Source organism: Candidatus Palauibacter sp., assembly GCF_965222475.1.
Classification (GTDB): domain Bacteria; phylum Gemmatimonadota; class Gemmatimonadetes; order Palauibacterales; family Palauibacteraceae; genus Palauibacter.
On record NZ_CBDCUB010000005.1, the window covers coordinates 15,104 to 30,193 of the forward strand.

General features: G+C 69.0%; 13 protein-coding genes. 8 read left to right on the top strand and 5 right to left on the bottom strand.

The window, feature by feature from the left end:
• Positions 1–4: 4 nt before the first annotated feature.
• Positions 5–2,230: a DUF5916 domain-containing protein gene (locus tag ACOQPP_RS10720; protein WP_420636512.1), complete on the bottom strand. Its 2,226-nt coding sequence runs from the start codon at positions 2,228–2,230 to the stop codon at positions 5–7.
• Positions 2,231–2,492: 262 nt separating this feature from the next.
• Between ACOQPP_RS10720 and ACOQPP_RS10725 the strand changes: the two genes are divergently transcribed.
• Together ACOQPP_RS10725 and ACOQPP_RS10730 are read left to right on the top strand one after the other, a co-directional pair.
• Positions 2,493–3,131, top strand: coding sequence for a hypothetical protein (locus ACOQPP_RS10725; protein WP_420636513.1), 639 nt, complete (start codon positions 2,493–2,495; stop codon positions 3,129–3,131).
• A gap of 167 nt (positions 3,132–3,298) precedes the next feature.
• Positions 3,299–5,470 carry an alpha-ketoacid dehydrogenase subunit alpha/beta gene (locus ACOQPP_RS10730; RefSeq protein ID WP_420636514.1) on the top strand — a complete coding sequence of 724 codons (2,172 nt, stop codon included), beginning with the start codon at positions 3,299–3,301 and terminating at the stop codon, positions 5,468–5,470.
• A gap of 24 nt (positions 5,471–5,494) precedes the next feature.
• Here the strand turns inward: ACOQPP_RS10730 and ACOQPP_RS10735 are convergent, their stop codons facing one another.
• The 4 genes from ACOQPP_RS10735 to ACOQPP_RS10750 are packed head-to-tail and all read right to left on the bottom strand — an operon-like array spanning position 5,495 to position 8,225.
• Positions 5,495–5,776: a hypothetical protein gene (locus ACOQPP_RS10735; protein WP_420636515.1), complete on the bottom strand. Its 282-nt coding sequence runs from the start codon at positions 5,774–5,776 to the stop codon at positions 5,495–5,497.
• Positions 5,773–6,711 (bottom strand): Fpg/Nei family DNA glycosylase, encoded by a 939-nt coding sequence (locus tag ACOQPP_RS10740; protein WP_419164889.1) that lies wholly within the window; start codon positions 6,709–6,711, stop codon positions 5,773–5,775. Before ACOQPP_RS10740 ends, ACOQPP_RS10735 begins: the two co-directional genes overlap by 4 nt.
• A 54-nt stretch (positions 6,712–6,765) precedes the next feature.
• The gene (locus ACOQPP_RS10745) at positions 6,766–7,929 is read right to left on the bottom strand and encodes a hypothetical protein (RefSeq protein WP_419164888.1); all 1,164 of its coding nucleotides are present in this window, start codon (positions 7,927–7,929) and stop codon (positions 6,766–6,768) included.
• Between the two features lie 47 nt (positions 7,930–7,976).
• The gene (locus ACOQPP_RS10750; protein WP_419164887.1) at positions 7,977–8,225 is read right to left on the bottom strand and encodes an indolepyruvate ferredoxin oxidoreductase subunit alpha; all 249 of its coding nucleotides are present in this window, start codon (positions 8,223–8,225) and stop codon (positions 7,977–7,979) included.
• A gap of 121 nt (positions 8,226–8,346) precedes the next feature.
• On the opposite strand from ACOQPP_RS10750, the gene lipA reads away from it, so the two are divergent.
• The 6 genes from lipA to lipB are packed head-to-tail and all read left to right on the top strand — an operon-like array spanning position 8,347 to position 14,961.
• Positions 8,347–9,321, top strand: coding sequence for a lipoyl synthase (gene lipA, locus ACOQPP_RS10755; protein WP_420636516.1), 975 nt, complete (start codon positions 8,347–8,349; stop codon positions 9,319–9,321).
• The gene (gene pdhA / locus ACOQPP_RS10760; protein WP_420636517.1) at positions 9,318–10,427 is read left to right on the top strand and encodes a pyruvate dehydrogenase (acetyl-transferring) E1 component subunit alpha; all 1,110 of its coding nucleotides are present in this window, start codon (positions 9,318–9,320) and stop codon (positions 10,425–10,427) included. Before lipA ends, pdhA begins: the two co-directional genes overlap by 4 nt.
• Positions 10,427–11,410: a pyruvate dehydrogenase complex E1 component subunit beta gene (locus ACOQPP_RS10765; RefSeq protein WP_419164005.1), complete on the top strand. Its 984-nt coding sequence runs from the start codon at positions 10,427–10,429 to the stop codon at positions 11,408–11,410. Before pdhA ends, ACOQPP_RS10765 begins: the two co-directional genes overlap by 1 nt.
• A 16-nt stretch (positions 11,411–11,426) precedes the next feature.
• Complete coding sequence (locus tag ACOQPP_RS10770; protein WP_419164006.1) at positions 11,427–12,719, top strand: dihydrolipoamide acetyltransferase family protein; 1,293 nt, start codon at positions 11,427–11,429, stop codon at positions 12,717–12,719.
• A 21-nt stretch (positions 12,720–12,740) separates the two neighbouring features.
• Entirely contained in the window at positions 12,741–14,150 is a 1,410-nt protein-coding gene (lpdA, locus tag ACOQPP_RS10775; RefSeq protein WP_419164007.1) for a dihydrolipoyl dehydrogenase, read from the top strand.
• Between the two features lie 16 nt (positions 14,151–14,166).
• Positions 14,167–14,961: a lipoyl(octanoyl) transferase LipB gene (gene lipB, locus ACOQPP_RS10780; RefSeq protein ID WP_419164008.1), complete on the top strand. Its 795-nt coding sequence runs from the start codon at positions 14,167–14,169 to the stop codon at positions 14,959–14,961.
• Positions 14,962–15,090 lie beyond the last annotated feature (129 nt).

Consider the following 15,090-nt stretch of genomic DNA (forward strand, 5'->3'; position numbering starts at 1 on the left):
GCGCTCAGCCCCCGAGGACGTTTAACTGGCGGCTGAACTTGACGATCAGCGAGCGACCCTGGGGCCCGTGCAGATCCTCGATGCCCTGGATGTCGTTGTAGACGATGAACAGGCCGGTCCCCGCAGTGTTCAGCCACCCGAACCGCACGTTGGCGGAGAAGGTGTCGAGCTGCGTCGAGTATTGGACGAGCGACTGCAGGTAGATCCGGGGCGTGAAGAAATACCCGAAGTTGACCCCGGCCAGCGTCGTGACGAAGTCCCCGTGCTCCAGCGTGACGTCGTTGTGGTCGAGCCGAAGCGACGTGCTGAACGAGGAACCCGACCGCACGGTCAACGTCCCGTTCACGCTGCGGCGCGCCCCCGACAGGAAGGAGCCGGCGTTCGCCCCGCTGTTGAAGGAGACCTTCGCCGATTCGTCCGTCCAGAAGCGGATCTGGCCTTCCCAGCCGTCGTACGTCCCGGTGGGCACGGTGACGTCCGTTCCGAAGATCGGGAACGGCTCGTACAGCCCTTCCCGGACCCAGTTGACGCCGGTGTGGGCCTCCATCCCGTCATTGAACTCCCAGTGCGTGTCGATGTGGAGCCGCGCCGATTCCTCGAAGCCGCGCTCGACCCCGGTCTTGTCGCTCCGGAAGGTGAAGTAGGAGACGTGCGGGCGGATTTCGCGGAAGATCCCACCCGGATGGACGTTGTGCATCAGGAAGACCTGGTAGTAGTTGTGCCCCGTCCGGCGCAGGAAGCCGGCCTCGGGGTTGAAGTTCTCGCCGAAGTGCTGGTACTGGACGTTCCCGCGCCACTTCCGGGTCGTGAGACCGAAGGTCGCGTCAAAGGCCTGATCCGCGCCCGTAAGCCCCGGCGTCACCGTCTGCGCCCCCCACGCCGTCATCGTCCAGGCCTCGCCCAGGCCGAGTTGTCCGTCCACCGCGTACGTCCGGTTGTAGTCGCCGCCGGCAGCCCCATCCCGGTTGATGAAGGCGGCGCCGATCCGCGACCGGTTTGGAAGCTCGCGGGCCACGCGGGCGACCGAGAACGCGTTCGCATTCTGGCCGGTACCGGTCGCCTCGGTCGCGATCTGAAGCAGCCCGACGTTGAACCCGGCGACGCGCCCGGAGACCCGCCCTCCGCCGGCGATCGGAACCTGCCGCCCGTCCTCGATCCCGATACGGCGGCTGAAGAAGAGATCGGCCCCGCCCCCGCCGACCGCGAAGAACCCGGCGTTCTCGAGGAAGAACGGGCGCTTCTCGGGGAAGAGCAGGCTGAACCGGGTGAGGTTGACCTGCTGGTCGTCCACCTCGACCTGCGCGAAGTCCGTGTTGTAGGTCGCGTCGAGGGTAAGCCCCTGGGTGATCTGTAGCTTGGCCTCGCCGCCGAACTCGTAGTTCCGGTCGAATGAGGTCTGGCCCCCGGCGTAATCGCGCGCGGTCGAGCCCAGCATGTAGGGGGTGACCGAGCCGAAGCGCCGGAAGGGGAGTTCGAGTCCGGTCAGGTGGCCGGCATAGTTCAGGCGGTAGAGGTTGAACTCGCGCGGGACCGCCGACCAGAACGACTCTTCGTTCCGCCGGCGGATCTGGCGCGAGACGTTGAAGCCCCAGGTCGGATCGTTCCCGTACCGGAGCGTGTTGAAGGGGATCCGGAATTCGGCGTACCAGCCCTCGCCGTCGCGGCCCGTCGCGACGTTCCAGGACCCGTCCCAGTTCTTGTTGAACCCTCCGCCGGCGCCGGACTGCATCCGCCGCTGCGTGTTGAAGCCGCCCCCGAGGAAGAAGCCGCCGCCCCGTCCCTCGTTGGCGACCTGGCCGTCGTACTCGATCCCCGCCGGCGTCGTCCCGAACACGAACGCGTTCTGGTAGTCGTGGTACGTATCGAACGCGAGCAGAATCGCGTCGGACTCGGAGACCTCGGTGTCCCGGATGCGGTCCCCGGGGATGATCGCGTCCGCGTCCTCGTCCCATGCCCACACGCCGATGTAGATGGCTTCATCGTCGAACACCATGCGCACTTCCGTGCGCTCGGAGGCGGGCTGTCCGTCGAACGGCTCCCGCTGGACGAAATCCGTCATGACGGGCGCACCGTCCCAGGCCGCGTCGTCGAGAACGCCGTCGACGACGGGTGACTGTCCGGTGCGAACCGCCAGGGCTTCGAGGGGCGCGGGCGGCTCCTCCTCCGGTTCGTGCCGGCCCGGCCCGTCCTGCGCGTGCAATCCGGCCGACGGGAGTGCAAGCGCGATCAAGCAGGCCGTCCCGAAGCCGAACAGACGGCGCCGAGGACCCTGGGTTCCCTGAGAGCTCATATACCGAATACCTCGAACGTTGGGGCTGTCTCTGCCAAACCCCAAAACATACGCCGATCCACGAGGATCGGCGAACACTGAGAATCAACACGCGAACGCCCGACTCGGTTGCGACGGTCACCATCGGGATCGTATGTTTAATATTATGAACAATGTTCAATTACGTCTCCGCCACTTCCGTAAAGACGTTCAGGGGCTGTCCTTGCGCAACTTCCGAGAGAGGATAAACGCTCAGCTGCCCGAACGCGCCCGCGTGAGCCTCGGCACGCTCTCGAACTACGAACGGGCGATTGACGGATCGCCCAGGGCGGGGCCGCGGACCGAGTTCCTCGCCGCACTCAAACGGGCCTTCCCTCACCTCCGATTGGAATGGCTGATTCTGGGCGAGGGGGCGCCGACGATCGTCGAGGAGCGGCTCGCCACGCCCGAGGGGCTGGAGATCAAGGCGGGGCAGCCGGCCGCGGAAGGCTCGTCATTCGCGGCCCGCGTTCTGGAACGGTATCCCGACCTCGAACTCCTCTCGCCCGAAGCCTCGGCGGTGTTCATGGCCGCGCTGACGCGCCTGGCCATGGGCGAGCCTGACATGGCGCTGGACGAGCGGCGTCTGCTCGATCTGGCGGGCGACCTGCGCTGGCTCCTCCTCCTCCCGCTGGGGGCGTGGGGCTTTCGTCGCGCGCCCCCCTATCGCGCCTTCTCCGACTACGCCGTCGCGATGCTGCACGCGCTGAGCCAGCTGATGCCGGAGAGCGGCGAGGGCGACCCGATCGGCGACCACGCCGCCTCGATCCTGCCGAGCCTCCGTCGTCATCGACTCGTCGGGTTTCGGCAGTCCGTGGCTTAAACCTGCGTTGGTGGTCGGGACCCGAGGGGGAGGCTAGATTCTCTCACCGGGTCTTCGTCGGATGGGGTGACATGGGGTGGTCGAGGGAGCGAAGGCGGCATTCGTGGCGAGCCTCTCGGAAGCGTGGAGGCCCTTCGCCTGACACTTCCTGCAAAACCCGGACGTACATGGCAACCCCTATCGAGCAGACCGACGATCTGGAGCGTGCCCTCCGGGCCTTGACCCGCCCCGAATGGCGGGGCCTCCAGGCCGAGGATCTCATCGCGATGTACCGCGTCATGTATACGTCGCGGATGATCGACGACCGCGAGATCGCGATGAAGCGGCAGAACCGGATCTTCTTCCAGATTTCGAGCGCGGGACACGAAGCGGTCTGCGTGGCGGCCGGGCGCGTGCTGAGGCCGGGCCACGACTGGTTCTTCACCTACTACCGCGACCGCGCGCTCTGCCTCGAACTCGGCATGACCCCGTACGAAATCTTCCTCGCCGACGTGGGCGCGGCCGAGGACCCGTCGACCGGCGGCCGGCAGATGCCGGCGCACTTCGGCCGCACGGACCTCAACATCGTCACCTCCTCGAGCCCGACCGGCACGCAGTTCAACCAGGCGGTGGGGTGCGCGGAGGGGATCGTTCGCGCCCGGGTGTCCGGCCTGGAAGGCCGGCTCGACTCGCGGGTCCCGAACGTGCAGCCGGACGAGATCGTCCTCGTGTGCACGGGGGACGGCACCACGTCGGAAGGAGAGTTCTGGGAGGCGCTCAACAGCGCCTCCACCCTCGAACTTCCCATCCTCTTCCTCGTGGAGGACAACGGGTACGCGATCTCCGTCCCGGTCGAGGTGAACACGGCCGGGGGCAGCATCTCGAAGATCGTGCGCGGGTTCCCCCACCTCTACGTCGAGGAAGTCGACGGGACCGACCTGCTCGAGAGCTACGATGTGGTGCGGCGGGCCGCGGCCCATGTGAGATCCGGACGCGGTCCGGCGCTCGTCCACGCGCACGTGACCCGCCCCTACAACCACTCCATGTCGGACGACGAGCGGCTCTACAAGCCCGAGAGCGAGCGGGAACTCGAGGCCGCGCGCGACCCGCTCGTCACCTTCGGCGCCTACCTCGTGCGGGAGGGCGTGCTGGAGTCGGACGAACTCGAGAGCCTCAAGGCGGAGATCAAGGACGAGGTGGCGGAAGCGGCCGACCGGGCCGCGACCCGCCCCCAGCCGAGCCCGGATTCCATCCATACCCACGTCTACTCGCCCGATGTCGACCCCACCTCGAGCGCCTTCCAGACCGAGCCCCGCTTCGAGTCGGAGGGGAAGCCCACGACGATGGTCGACCTGCTGAACGCCTGCCTGCGCGACGAGATGCGGCGCGATCCGGCGATCGTCTTGTTCGGGGAGGACGTCGCCGACGCGAGTCGCGAGGAAATCCTCGAGGAGGTGAAGGGCAAGGGTGGCGTGTTCAAGGTCACGAACGGCCTGCAGCGGGAGTTCGGCTCGGTCCGCGTGTACAACTCGCCGCTCGCCGAGGCGAACATCGTCGGACGCGCGATCGGGCTCGCGGTGCGGGGTCTCAAACCGGTCGCCGAGATCCAGTTCTTCGACTACATCTGGCCCGCCTACCACCAGTTCCGGAACGAGGTCGCGACCTTCCGCTGGCGCTCCAACGGCGCGTTCAAGTGTCCGCTCGTCATCCGTACGACCTACGGGGGGTATCTGACCGGGGGCGCGATCTACCATTCGCAGACCGGCGCCTCGCTGTTCACGCACACGCCGGGCATGCATGTGATCTGCCCCTCGAACGCCGTCGACGCGAACGGGCTGCTGCGCACGGCGATCCGCTGCGACGACCCGGTGCTCTTCCTCGAGCACAAGCACCTGTACCGGCAGACGTACAACAAGGGCGTCTATCCCGGCCCGGACTACATGATCCCGTTCGGGAAGGCCACGTTCGTGGAGACGGGGGACGATCTCACGATCGTGACCTACGGAGCCATGGTGGAACGCACCCGCAAGGCGCTCGCGAAGCTCGATCGAGCCGGTGAGCCGGTGAGCGCGGACCTCATCGACCTGCGGTCGCTGAACCCGGTCGACATGGACGCGATCACGCGCTCCGTGAAGAAGACGAACCGCGTGCTCGTGGCCTACGAGGACGCGAAGTCGTGGGGCTACGGGGCGGAGATCTCGGCCCGGCTGGCCGACGAACTGTTCGAGTGGCTCGATGCGCCGATCCGCCGCATCACCTCGACGGACACCTTCATCGGCTACGCGCCATCGCTCGAGAACGCGTCGCTGCCCCAGGTCGACGACATCGCCGAAGCGATCATGGAACTCGCGACCTGGTAGTCCGGCCGCGCCGGGGCCTCTGGCTCAGTCGACCGCCGTGCGGCGGCCGGTACGCCACGCGCGGATGTGCTCCCTGAGTTCCGCCCTCGTCACGCTCGGGCCGCACCAGTCGAGGCGGGGGCCGAAGGCGTCGAAGTGGGGGAGCGTCGAGTCGTGGATCCACGCCGGCTCGAGGCCGTGGCTCCTGCCCCACGTTTCCAGTTCTTCGCGCGAGACATCGCTGTACACGTGACACAGCGGATCCCCCTTCGCGATGCCGAGCCGGGGGATTTCCCTCCGCGCCGTGTGGTAGTGGTAGCGGATCACGGAGACGGCCCGGAGATCGGCGGATCCGTGCCCGAGCGGAGGTCCTCGAGCGCCTCCAGGCTGCGCGGCCAGTCCTTCCCCAGCAGCCGGGAGAGGGACCGGTCCGCAAGCACCTTCCCGCCGGTCTGGCAGGCGGCGCAGTAGTTCGTCTCGTTGTCCGCGTAGCGGATCCGCTGGATCGGCGCCGAGCAGCCGGGGCACGGCCGGCCGTACTTCCCGTGCACCGCCATGGCGTCGTGGAACGCGGTCACCTTCTCCGGAAACTCCCCCTCCAGGTCGTTACGCAGCCGCCGCACCCACGCCTCGAGCGTGTGCCGCGTGGCGTCGAACAGCCGGGCGATCTCGTCTTCATCCAGCCGCTGCGTCCACTTGATCGGCGACAGCTTCGCCCGGTGGAGGATCTCGTCGGAATAGGCGTTGCCGATGCCGGAGAAGAGCCGGGGATCGGTGAGCGCGCGCTTGAGGGTGTGGTTGCGCGTCGTCAGCACGTCGCGAAACGCGGCCCGCTCGATTCGCAGAGGTTCGGCGCCGCCGGGGTCGTGGCGGGCGAGCCCCTCCTCTCCGCGCTCGACGTGGAGGGAGGCCCGCTTCTTCGTGCCCGCCTCCGTGAGGAGGAGACTCCCGTGCGCGAAGTCGAAGGAGGCGAGACCGAGCCGGCGCGGGATCTTCACGCCGGGGTCGCGCCACCGGAGCCGTCCCGCGATCATCAGATGGAGCACGAGCCAGAGTTGCGGTGCGGCGGCCCCCAGACCCATCGCGATGCGCTTCCCCACGCGCCGCAACTCGACGACCTCGCGTCCATGCGCCTCGGCGAGCGGCGGCTCCACGCTCCTCAGGAGGAACGGACTCACGAGCCGCACGCGCTCGAGCGTGCGCCCGAGGACTCGCGCCTCGAGAGCTTCGAGATAGACCGTGATGTCGGGAAGTTCCGGCATCGGCGCCCTCCCGGCGGCGAGTCGCCGTACAGCGCGGCTCCGCGCTTTCGACCGCTAGCAGCCGCCGCCGGAGCCGAGTGAGGGACCGTGCGCGTGGCCGTGCCCATGGCCGGCCTCGTTCGGCTTGTCGAGGGTGTTCCGCAGGTCCTGTACGTAGTCCGGGTGCTCGCGGTCGAACGCCGGCCAGGCGTCCTCGGGGGCGAGGATGATGCCGCCGAGCGCCCCCATGCCGCCGTCCGGCGCCGGGGCGGGGAGCGGGTTCGTGTACTGCACCGCGACGCGATAGACGTGGTCCTTCCGGATCCTCAGCCCGCCGCGCCACCACACCATGCTGACCGGGACCCCGACCGTGCGGCCGTTCTCGTCCACCTCGGGCCGGCCCTCCCACAGCACTTGGCCGCTCGTCGCGTCCTCGAGCCGCAACCAGTCCGCGTAGTCGTGCATGTGTCCGCCGATCGCGAAGATGCGGCCATCGACGGCAGGGCTGCCTTCCCAACTCATCCCGTGGGTGCCGGGCGGGAGCGGAAACTCCTTCTCGCCCACCGGTCCCATCACGTCGAGGTAGAACGGGTACACCGCCCAGGGACCGAGCAGGCCGGGTTCATCGGCCGGTCGATAGCGGAGCACGACGTGCAGGTACGCTTCCTCGAACGACCGGTCCGGCAGCGGGGCGAACATCGCGCTCACCAGCACCCGGGCGCCCGAGGCGACGGGGATCCCGAGCACGCTCGGCAGGCGCACGCTCTTCGTCTCGCGCCCGGCCGCGAGCACGCGCCGCGGGACGGACGAGAAGAGCTCGCGATTGTCGGGGTCGATGACGTTCACGTGATGGAGCAGGCGGTCCGGGAGCGGGTTGCCGTTGCGGTCCCGCATGTCCCACGAGAAGCCGTGCAGCCAGCCGGCCAGCGGCAGCTCCGCGAGCTGGACCTGAGGCCGCAGGTGCGGACCGGCGGCAGGGAGCGCGACCGGACCGATCACGATCTCCGCCTCGCGTCCCCCCTCCCGCAGTCGCACATCGATGAGAGGGTTCTCCCGCGGAAGCCGGGGAGGTCCGGCCTCGGGGGTCTCCACCTCCCCCGTCTCCGGCGTGGCGGCATCATGCTCGTGCGCCTGGGCTCCGTGCCCGTGGACCTGAGCCAGCTGCGGCCGGGGAGAGAGCAGGCATGAGACCAGGGCCGGGAGCGCGGCCGCGGCGAACCCGGTTTTGGATCCCTTCATGCGGCTTCCGTCAGAGTCCGGCCCCGGGGTCGGTGCGGCGCACCGGTTCAGCCCGGGAAGGGAACGTCGAAGTGGGCGTAGTTTTTCTCGGTGAAGGCGTCGTGCTGCTCCGGCACCTCGTCGTCCGGAAAGATCGCCTCGACCGGACATTCGGGGACGCAGGCTCCGCAGTCGATGCACTCTTCGGGGTGGATGTAGAACTGGTCCTCGCCCTCGTAGATGCAGTCGACCGGGCACACGTCGACGCATGACGCGTCCTTCGTGGTGATACACGGTTCGGTGATGATGTAGGTCATGCGCGAGAAGATACCGGGGGGGTGCGGGGGGAGCAATCGGGCCGAGACAGGGCGCGCCGGGACCCGGCGGGTTGGTGCGTCGCGCGCGACCCGGTATCTTTTGAAGTTTCGCGCGCGAGGCGTGAGTGTACGTCCGAACGAGGAGCGAGAGGGCCGCAGGTTGAAGCCGCTCGAAGTCATACAGGGAGGAAACGGGACGCCGGACGCCTGGCCGTCGCGCAAGCCGCGCTGGCTCAAGGTGCGGGCGCCCGGCGGGCCCAACTACATGCGCCTCAAGGAGCTGATGCGGGGACTGGAACTCAGCTCCGTGTGCGAGGAGGCGCAGTGCCCGAATATCGGGGAATGCTGGGAAGCGGGGACGGCGACGTTCCTCATCATGGGAGACGTTTGCACCCGCAACTGCCCGTACTGCGCGATCGCGCACGGACGGCCCGAAGCGCTGGACGAAGACGAGCCGCGGCGGGTCGCGGAGGCGATCGAGCGGCTGCGGCTGAACCACTGCGTGATCACCTCCGTCGACCGGGACGATCTGCCGGACGGAGGCGCCTGGATCTTCGCGGAGATGATCCGGGAAATCCGTCTGCGGCGGCCCGAGTGTTCGATCGAGGTCCTCACCCCCGACTTCCGGGGCAACCCGGACGCGATCCGCACGGTGATCGCCGCCAGACCGGAGATCTTCAACCACAACGTGGAGACGGTGCGCGGGTTGCACCGGGTCGCCAGGCCGGGCGGACGGTACGACCGCTCGCTCGCGGTGCTGCGCACGGGCCGCGAACTGGACGATGAGGTGCTGGTCAAGACCGGCATCATGCTGGGGCTGGGCGAGACCGCCGCGGATATCGACGAGTTCATGGGGGACGCGCTGGAGGCCGGCGTCCAGATCCTCACGCTGGGCCAGTATCTGCGGCCGTCTCCGGACCATCTGCCGATCGACCGGTATGTGACGCCGGAGGCATTCGACCGCTGGAAGGAGATCGGCGAGTCGCGCGGCTTCCTTCACGTCGAGAGCGGACCGCTCGTCCGCTCCAGCTACCACGCCCGCGAACAGGTGCTCGAACTGCGGCAGCGGGTCGCGGCGCTGGCGGCGGCCGGATGAGCCCCGCGTCGAGTTCCGGCCCGTCCGTGGCCGCGGTATCGGACGGGACAGGCGCCGGGCCGCGACAGGACCTCGAAGCCTTTCTCGGGCTCTCGCGGGAAGAGTGCGTCGAACTCCTGCGGCAGATGATCGTTGCGCGGCGCTTCGAGGAGAAGGCGGCGGAGGTCTACCAGACCGGGAAGATCGGCGGCTTCTGTCATCTCTACACGGGACAGGAAGCCGTCGCCGTGGGGGCGATCTCGCCACTGCGCCCGGACGACTACATGATCACGGCCTATCGCGAACACGCCCAGGCGATCGTCCGCGGAATTACGCCGAACGCGGTCATGGCCGAGCTCTACGGGCGCGCGGACGGGTGCTCCAGGGGCCTGGGCGGCTCGATGCACATGTTCGACGCCTCGCTCAACTTCATGGGCGGACACGGCATCGTCGGCAGCCATTTGCCGCTCGCGATCGGGGCCGGCTACGCCATCCGCTACCGCGGAGGAGACCAGGTGTGTCTCTGTTTCTTCGGCGATTCCGTCGTCAACATCGGGGCCTTTCACGAGTCGGTGAACATGGCCGCGCGCTGGAAGCTCCCCGTCATCTTCCTCCTCGAGAACAACCAGTACGGGATGGGCACCGACTTCCGGCGCGTGACGGCGGTGAAGGAACTCAAGGACCGCGGGCGGGGATACGCCGGACTCACCACCCTCGCCGTGGACGGCATGGACTTGCTCGCGATGCGACGGGCGGTGGAGGAAGCGATCGAACGAGCACGGGAGGAGAAGACGCCGAGCTTCATCGAGGCCCGCTGCTTCCGGTACATGGGCCACTCGATGGCGGACCCGACCCACGGCACGTACCGGACGCGCGAGGAAGTGGAGAAGTGGCGGTCGGACGATCCCATCCTCTCCTTTTCGCGCCGGCTGATCGAGGCGGACAGGCTCACGGAGGAGGAGTACGAGACGCTGGACCGCGAGGCGATCGAGGTCGCGGAGGAGGCCGCGGGGTTCGCGGACCGGAGCCCCTTCCCCGATCCCGAGGCGACCTATCGCTACGTGTACTCGGACGGGTATCCGGACGACGTGCGGCGGCGCGACGCGTGGCGGAAGGAGCTCCGCTGATGGCCATCCGCACCTACCGCGAAGCGCTGAACGAAGCCCTCCGCGAGGAGATGGCGCGCGACGACTCGATCTTCATCATCGGCGAGGAGGTGGGCGAGTACGACGGCGCCTACAAGGTCACCAGGGGCCTGCTCGACGAGTTCGGGGAATGGCGCGTGCGCGACGCGCCGATCGCGGAGCTGGGGTTCGCGGGACTCGGCGTGGGCGCGGCGATGGCCGGCCTTCGCCCGGTGGTCGAGTTCATGACATGGAACTTCGCCCTCCTGGCGGTGGACGAGGTCGTGAACTCGGCGGCGAAGACGTACCAGATGTCGGGTGGGCAGTACAACGTGCCCATCGTCTTCCGGGGGCCGGGCGGCGCCGCGCTGCAGCTCGGGGCGCAGCATTCACAGTCGCCCGAACCCTGGTACAGCTACGTGCCGGGGCTGAAGGTGGTCGCACCCGCCACGGCGCGGGACGCGAAGGGGCTCCTCAAGAGCGCGATCCGCGATAACGATCCGGTCGTCTTCATCGAGAGCGAGATGATGTACAACCTCGTGCGGGACGAGGTGCCGGAAGAGGAATACCTGACCCCGATCGGGAAGGCGGAGGTGAAGCGAGAGGGGTCCGACGTGACCATCGTGTGCCATTCGAAGATGGTGCATCAGTCGCTGGCGGCGGCGCTGGCGCTGGAGAAGGAGGACATCGACGCCGAGGTGCTCGATCTGCGCACGGTCCGCCCGCTCGATGTGGACGCGATCGTGGCCTCGGTGAAGAAGACGAACCGGGCCGTGGTGGCGGAGGAGGGGTGGCCGATGTGCAACATCGGCGCGCAGGTCGTGGACGACATTCAGCGCGAGGCGTTCGATTCGCTCGACGCTCCGATCGCGCGCGTGAACGGGCTGGACGTCCCGATGCCGTACGCGAAGAACCTCGAGAAGCTGGTGATTCCCAACGCGGAGCATGTGGCGGAAGCGGTGCGCCACGTGTGTTACGCGAGCTAGCAGCCCAGGGGCCCCGATGGCGACGAAGGTCGTGATGGCGCAGCTGAGCCCGACGATGGAGGAGGGCAAGCTCATCGAGTGGAAGGTCGCCGAGGGCGACACCGTCTCGCAGGGCGACATCGTCGCGGAGATCGAGACCGACAAGGCGAACATGGACGTCGAGGCGCTCGGGGGCGGCGTGCTGCGGAAGATCGTCGTGCGGGCGGGCGCCACGGTGCCCGTCGGCGCGCTGATCGGCGTGATCGCGGCGCCGGACGAGTCGATCGACGCGCTGCTGGCCGAGGCGGCGGCCGCGCGGACGGCCGAAGCCGCGCCGCCCGAGCCAGCCGTAGCCGAGGAGCCGGTCGGGGCGACGGAAGCCCGGACGGCCTACGAGCCCGACGGGGCGGGCGCGGGCGCGGCAACGCGCGCGGCCGGGGGCCGCATCAAGGCCTCGCCCGTGGCGCGTCGCATGGCCGCGGAGGGCGGGATCGCCCTGGCCGGCCTGACCGGCTCCGGCCCGGGCGGCCGCATCGTCAAGGCCGACGTCGAGGCCGCGCTGGCCTCCCGCACCGCCGCCGCACCGCCCCGCGGGCCGACGCCGGTCCTCCCGCCGCTCACCCCACCGCCGCCGCCCCTCCCGCACCTCGAGGATCGGGTCGAGGAGCCGAGCCAGATGCGCAAGGCGATCGCGCGCCGCCTCGCCCGGTCGATCGGCCCCGTGCCCCACTTCTTCCTCACGACCGAGGTCGACATGGGACGGGCGCTGGAACTGCGCGCGGACCTCAACGCCCGCTTCGCCGAGGGCAGGATCGGGGTCAACGACCTCCTCCTGAAGGCGACCGCGGAGGCGCTCAACCGTCATCCGGCGGTGAACGCCTCCTGGGAGGAGAACGCGATCCGTTATCACGGAGCCGTGCACCTCGGGATCGCGGTCGCCATCGACGGCGGCCTCATCACCCCGGTCCTGCGGGATGCGGGCCGCAAGGGGCTGCGGCGGATCTCGACCGAGGCGCGGGACCTCATCGCGAGGGCGCGCGGGCGGAAGCTCGCCCCGGAGGAATACCAGGGCGGCACGTTCTCGGTCAGCAACCTCGGCATGTTCGAGATCGACCAGTTCACGGCGATCATCAACCCGCCGGAAGCCTCCATCCTCGCCATCGGGCAGACGGTCGAGAAGCCGGTCGTCGCGGATGGCGAGGTCGTCGTGCGCAAGCGCATGCGCGTCACGATGTCGTGCGATCATCGCGTCATCGACGGGGCCACGGGCGCGGCGTTCCTCGGCACCTTCAAGGCGATGCTCGAAAACCCCCTCGAGATGCTGCTCTAGCGGCTCCAGTCAGGGAATAGAATGTCGGAGACCTACGACGTTGTCGTGATCGGGGCCGGTCCGGCGGGCTACGTGTCCGCGATCCGGGCCGCCCAGCTCGGACTCAGGACCGCCTGCGTCGAGAGCGGCTCGTACGAGGGCGGGCTCGGCGGCACCTGCCTCAACTGGGGCTGCATCCCCGCCAAGGCCTTGCTCGAGAGCGCGGCGCTCGCGCACAACCTCCAGCACCGCGGCGCCCGCATGGGGGTGAAGCCCATCCAGGTGGAATACGACTTCCCGGCGGCCGTGAAGCGGAGCCGCATCATCACGCGGAAGCTCACCGCCGGCGTGAAGTACCTGCTCGGAAAGAACAAGGTCGACATCGTGGAGGGCCGCGGGCGGCTGGCGGGGCCCGGCCGGGTCGCCGTGGATTCGGACAGCGGCGACCGGGAACTCGCGACCCGGAACGTCATCCTCGCGACGGGTTCCGTGATGAAGACTTTCCCCGGCTTCGAACTCGACGGCGAGAGGGTGATCGGGAGCCGCGAAGCGCTCGGACTCAAGGAGTTGCCGGGGCGGATGGCCATCGTCGGGGCCGGCTTCGTGGGGGTCGAATTCGCCGACGTGTTCAACGCCTTCGGGGTCGAAGTCACGCTCATCGAGGCGCTCGACACGCTGGTCCCGCTCGAGGACCCGGAGATCGGCAAGACGCTCGAGCGCTCGTTCCGGAAGCGGGGCATCCGCAACCTCGTGAACACGCGGGTGAAGCAACTGGACCGCGACGCGAGCCCGATGGTGCTTACGGTCGTGAACCCGGACGGCAGCGAGACCGCCGGGGAGACCGACCTCGTCCTGATGGCCGTGGGACGGCGGCCCGTGACGGACCACCTCGGTCTCGAGGAGAACGGGGTCGCGCTCGAGGACGGCTTCATCGGGATCGACGAATGGTGCCGGACGAGCGCGGAGGGGGTCTACGCGATCGGTGACGTCGCGGGGCAGCCCATGCTCGCGCACGTCGGATCGCACGAGGGCATCATCGCCGCCGAGCACATCGCGGGCGTGGCCAAACACCCCGTGACGTACGGCAACATCCCCTCCGTCGGGTACTGCCACCCCGAAGTGGCCTCGATCGGCATGTCCCGGGCGCAGGCGGAGGAGGCGGGGCACGAGGTGGTGACGGGCAAATATCCGCTCGGGGCGCACGGGCGCGCGCTCACCGCCGAATCCGCCGACGGCTTCGTGAAGATCGTGGCGGACGCGAAGTACGGCGAGGTGCTGGGCGTCCACATGATCGGGCACAACGTGAGCGAACTCGTGGCGGAGGTGGGCATGGCGCGCGAACTCGAGGCCACCCTGGACGAGATCGTCTCGCACGCGCACGCGCACCCCAGCATGGCGGAGGCCGTGATGGAGGCCGCCTTCGCCGCCCTGGGCCGCGCGATCCACATGTAGGCAGCCGGAGAATCCGGTGGAAAGTCCTGTGAGCGGGGGGCGCGAACTGCGGGTGGTCGACCTCGGCCGCCGCGAATACCGGGAAGTCCTCGAGTTGCAGCGCGCCGTCGCGCGCTGGCGGCGCGCCACTCCGCCGGACCACGACCTCCTGCTCCTCGTCGAGCATTTCCCCGTGATCACGCTCGGACGGGGGTCGGAGTCCGGCCACCTCCCGGCGGACGCGGCGTGGCTGAAGAACCGCGGCCTCGACGTGGTCGAGATCGAGCGGGGCGGCGACGTGACCTATCACGGCCCCGGCCAGTTGGTGGGCTACCCGATCCTCGACCTCCGCGCACACCGAATGGACCTGCACTGGTATCTGCGGCGCATCGAGGAGGTGCTGCTGCGCGTGCTCGCGGAGTGCGGGCTGCCCGGCTTCCGGGTCGAGTCCTACACGGGGGTGTGGACGGGCACCGCGCCCGCCGGAGCCGTGGTCATGGTCGAGGATGACGGCTTCGGCACGGTCGTCTCGGGGCACGCCGACCCTCTCCTCCGCGAGGGTGCGATCCGCAAGGTGGCCTCGATCGGGGTGCACGCGAGCCGCTGGATCACCTGGCACGGGTTCGCGCTCAACGTCACGCCCGAGCCGCTCGAGAACTTCCGCGGGATCGTGGCGTGCGGCATCCGCGGGGTCGAGATGACGAGCCTCGCGTCGGAGGGCGCCCCCCTCACGCTCGAGGAGGCGGGCGAGGCGGTCGCACGCGCCTTCCCGGTCGCGTTCCCGGGCCTCACGTCGCTACGGGCGCCGGAAGTCGCCCTCCGCGCCCGCTAGCGACCCTTTCGGTGGATGACGGACGGATTGCCCGAGCCGCGCTTCCACCCGACTTTGTGGCCCGTCCGTCGTCGGCGGAGGCCACCCGGCCGCCTGCCATGAAACCGTCATACGGGATGATGAAATCGA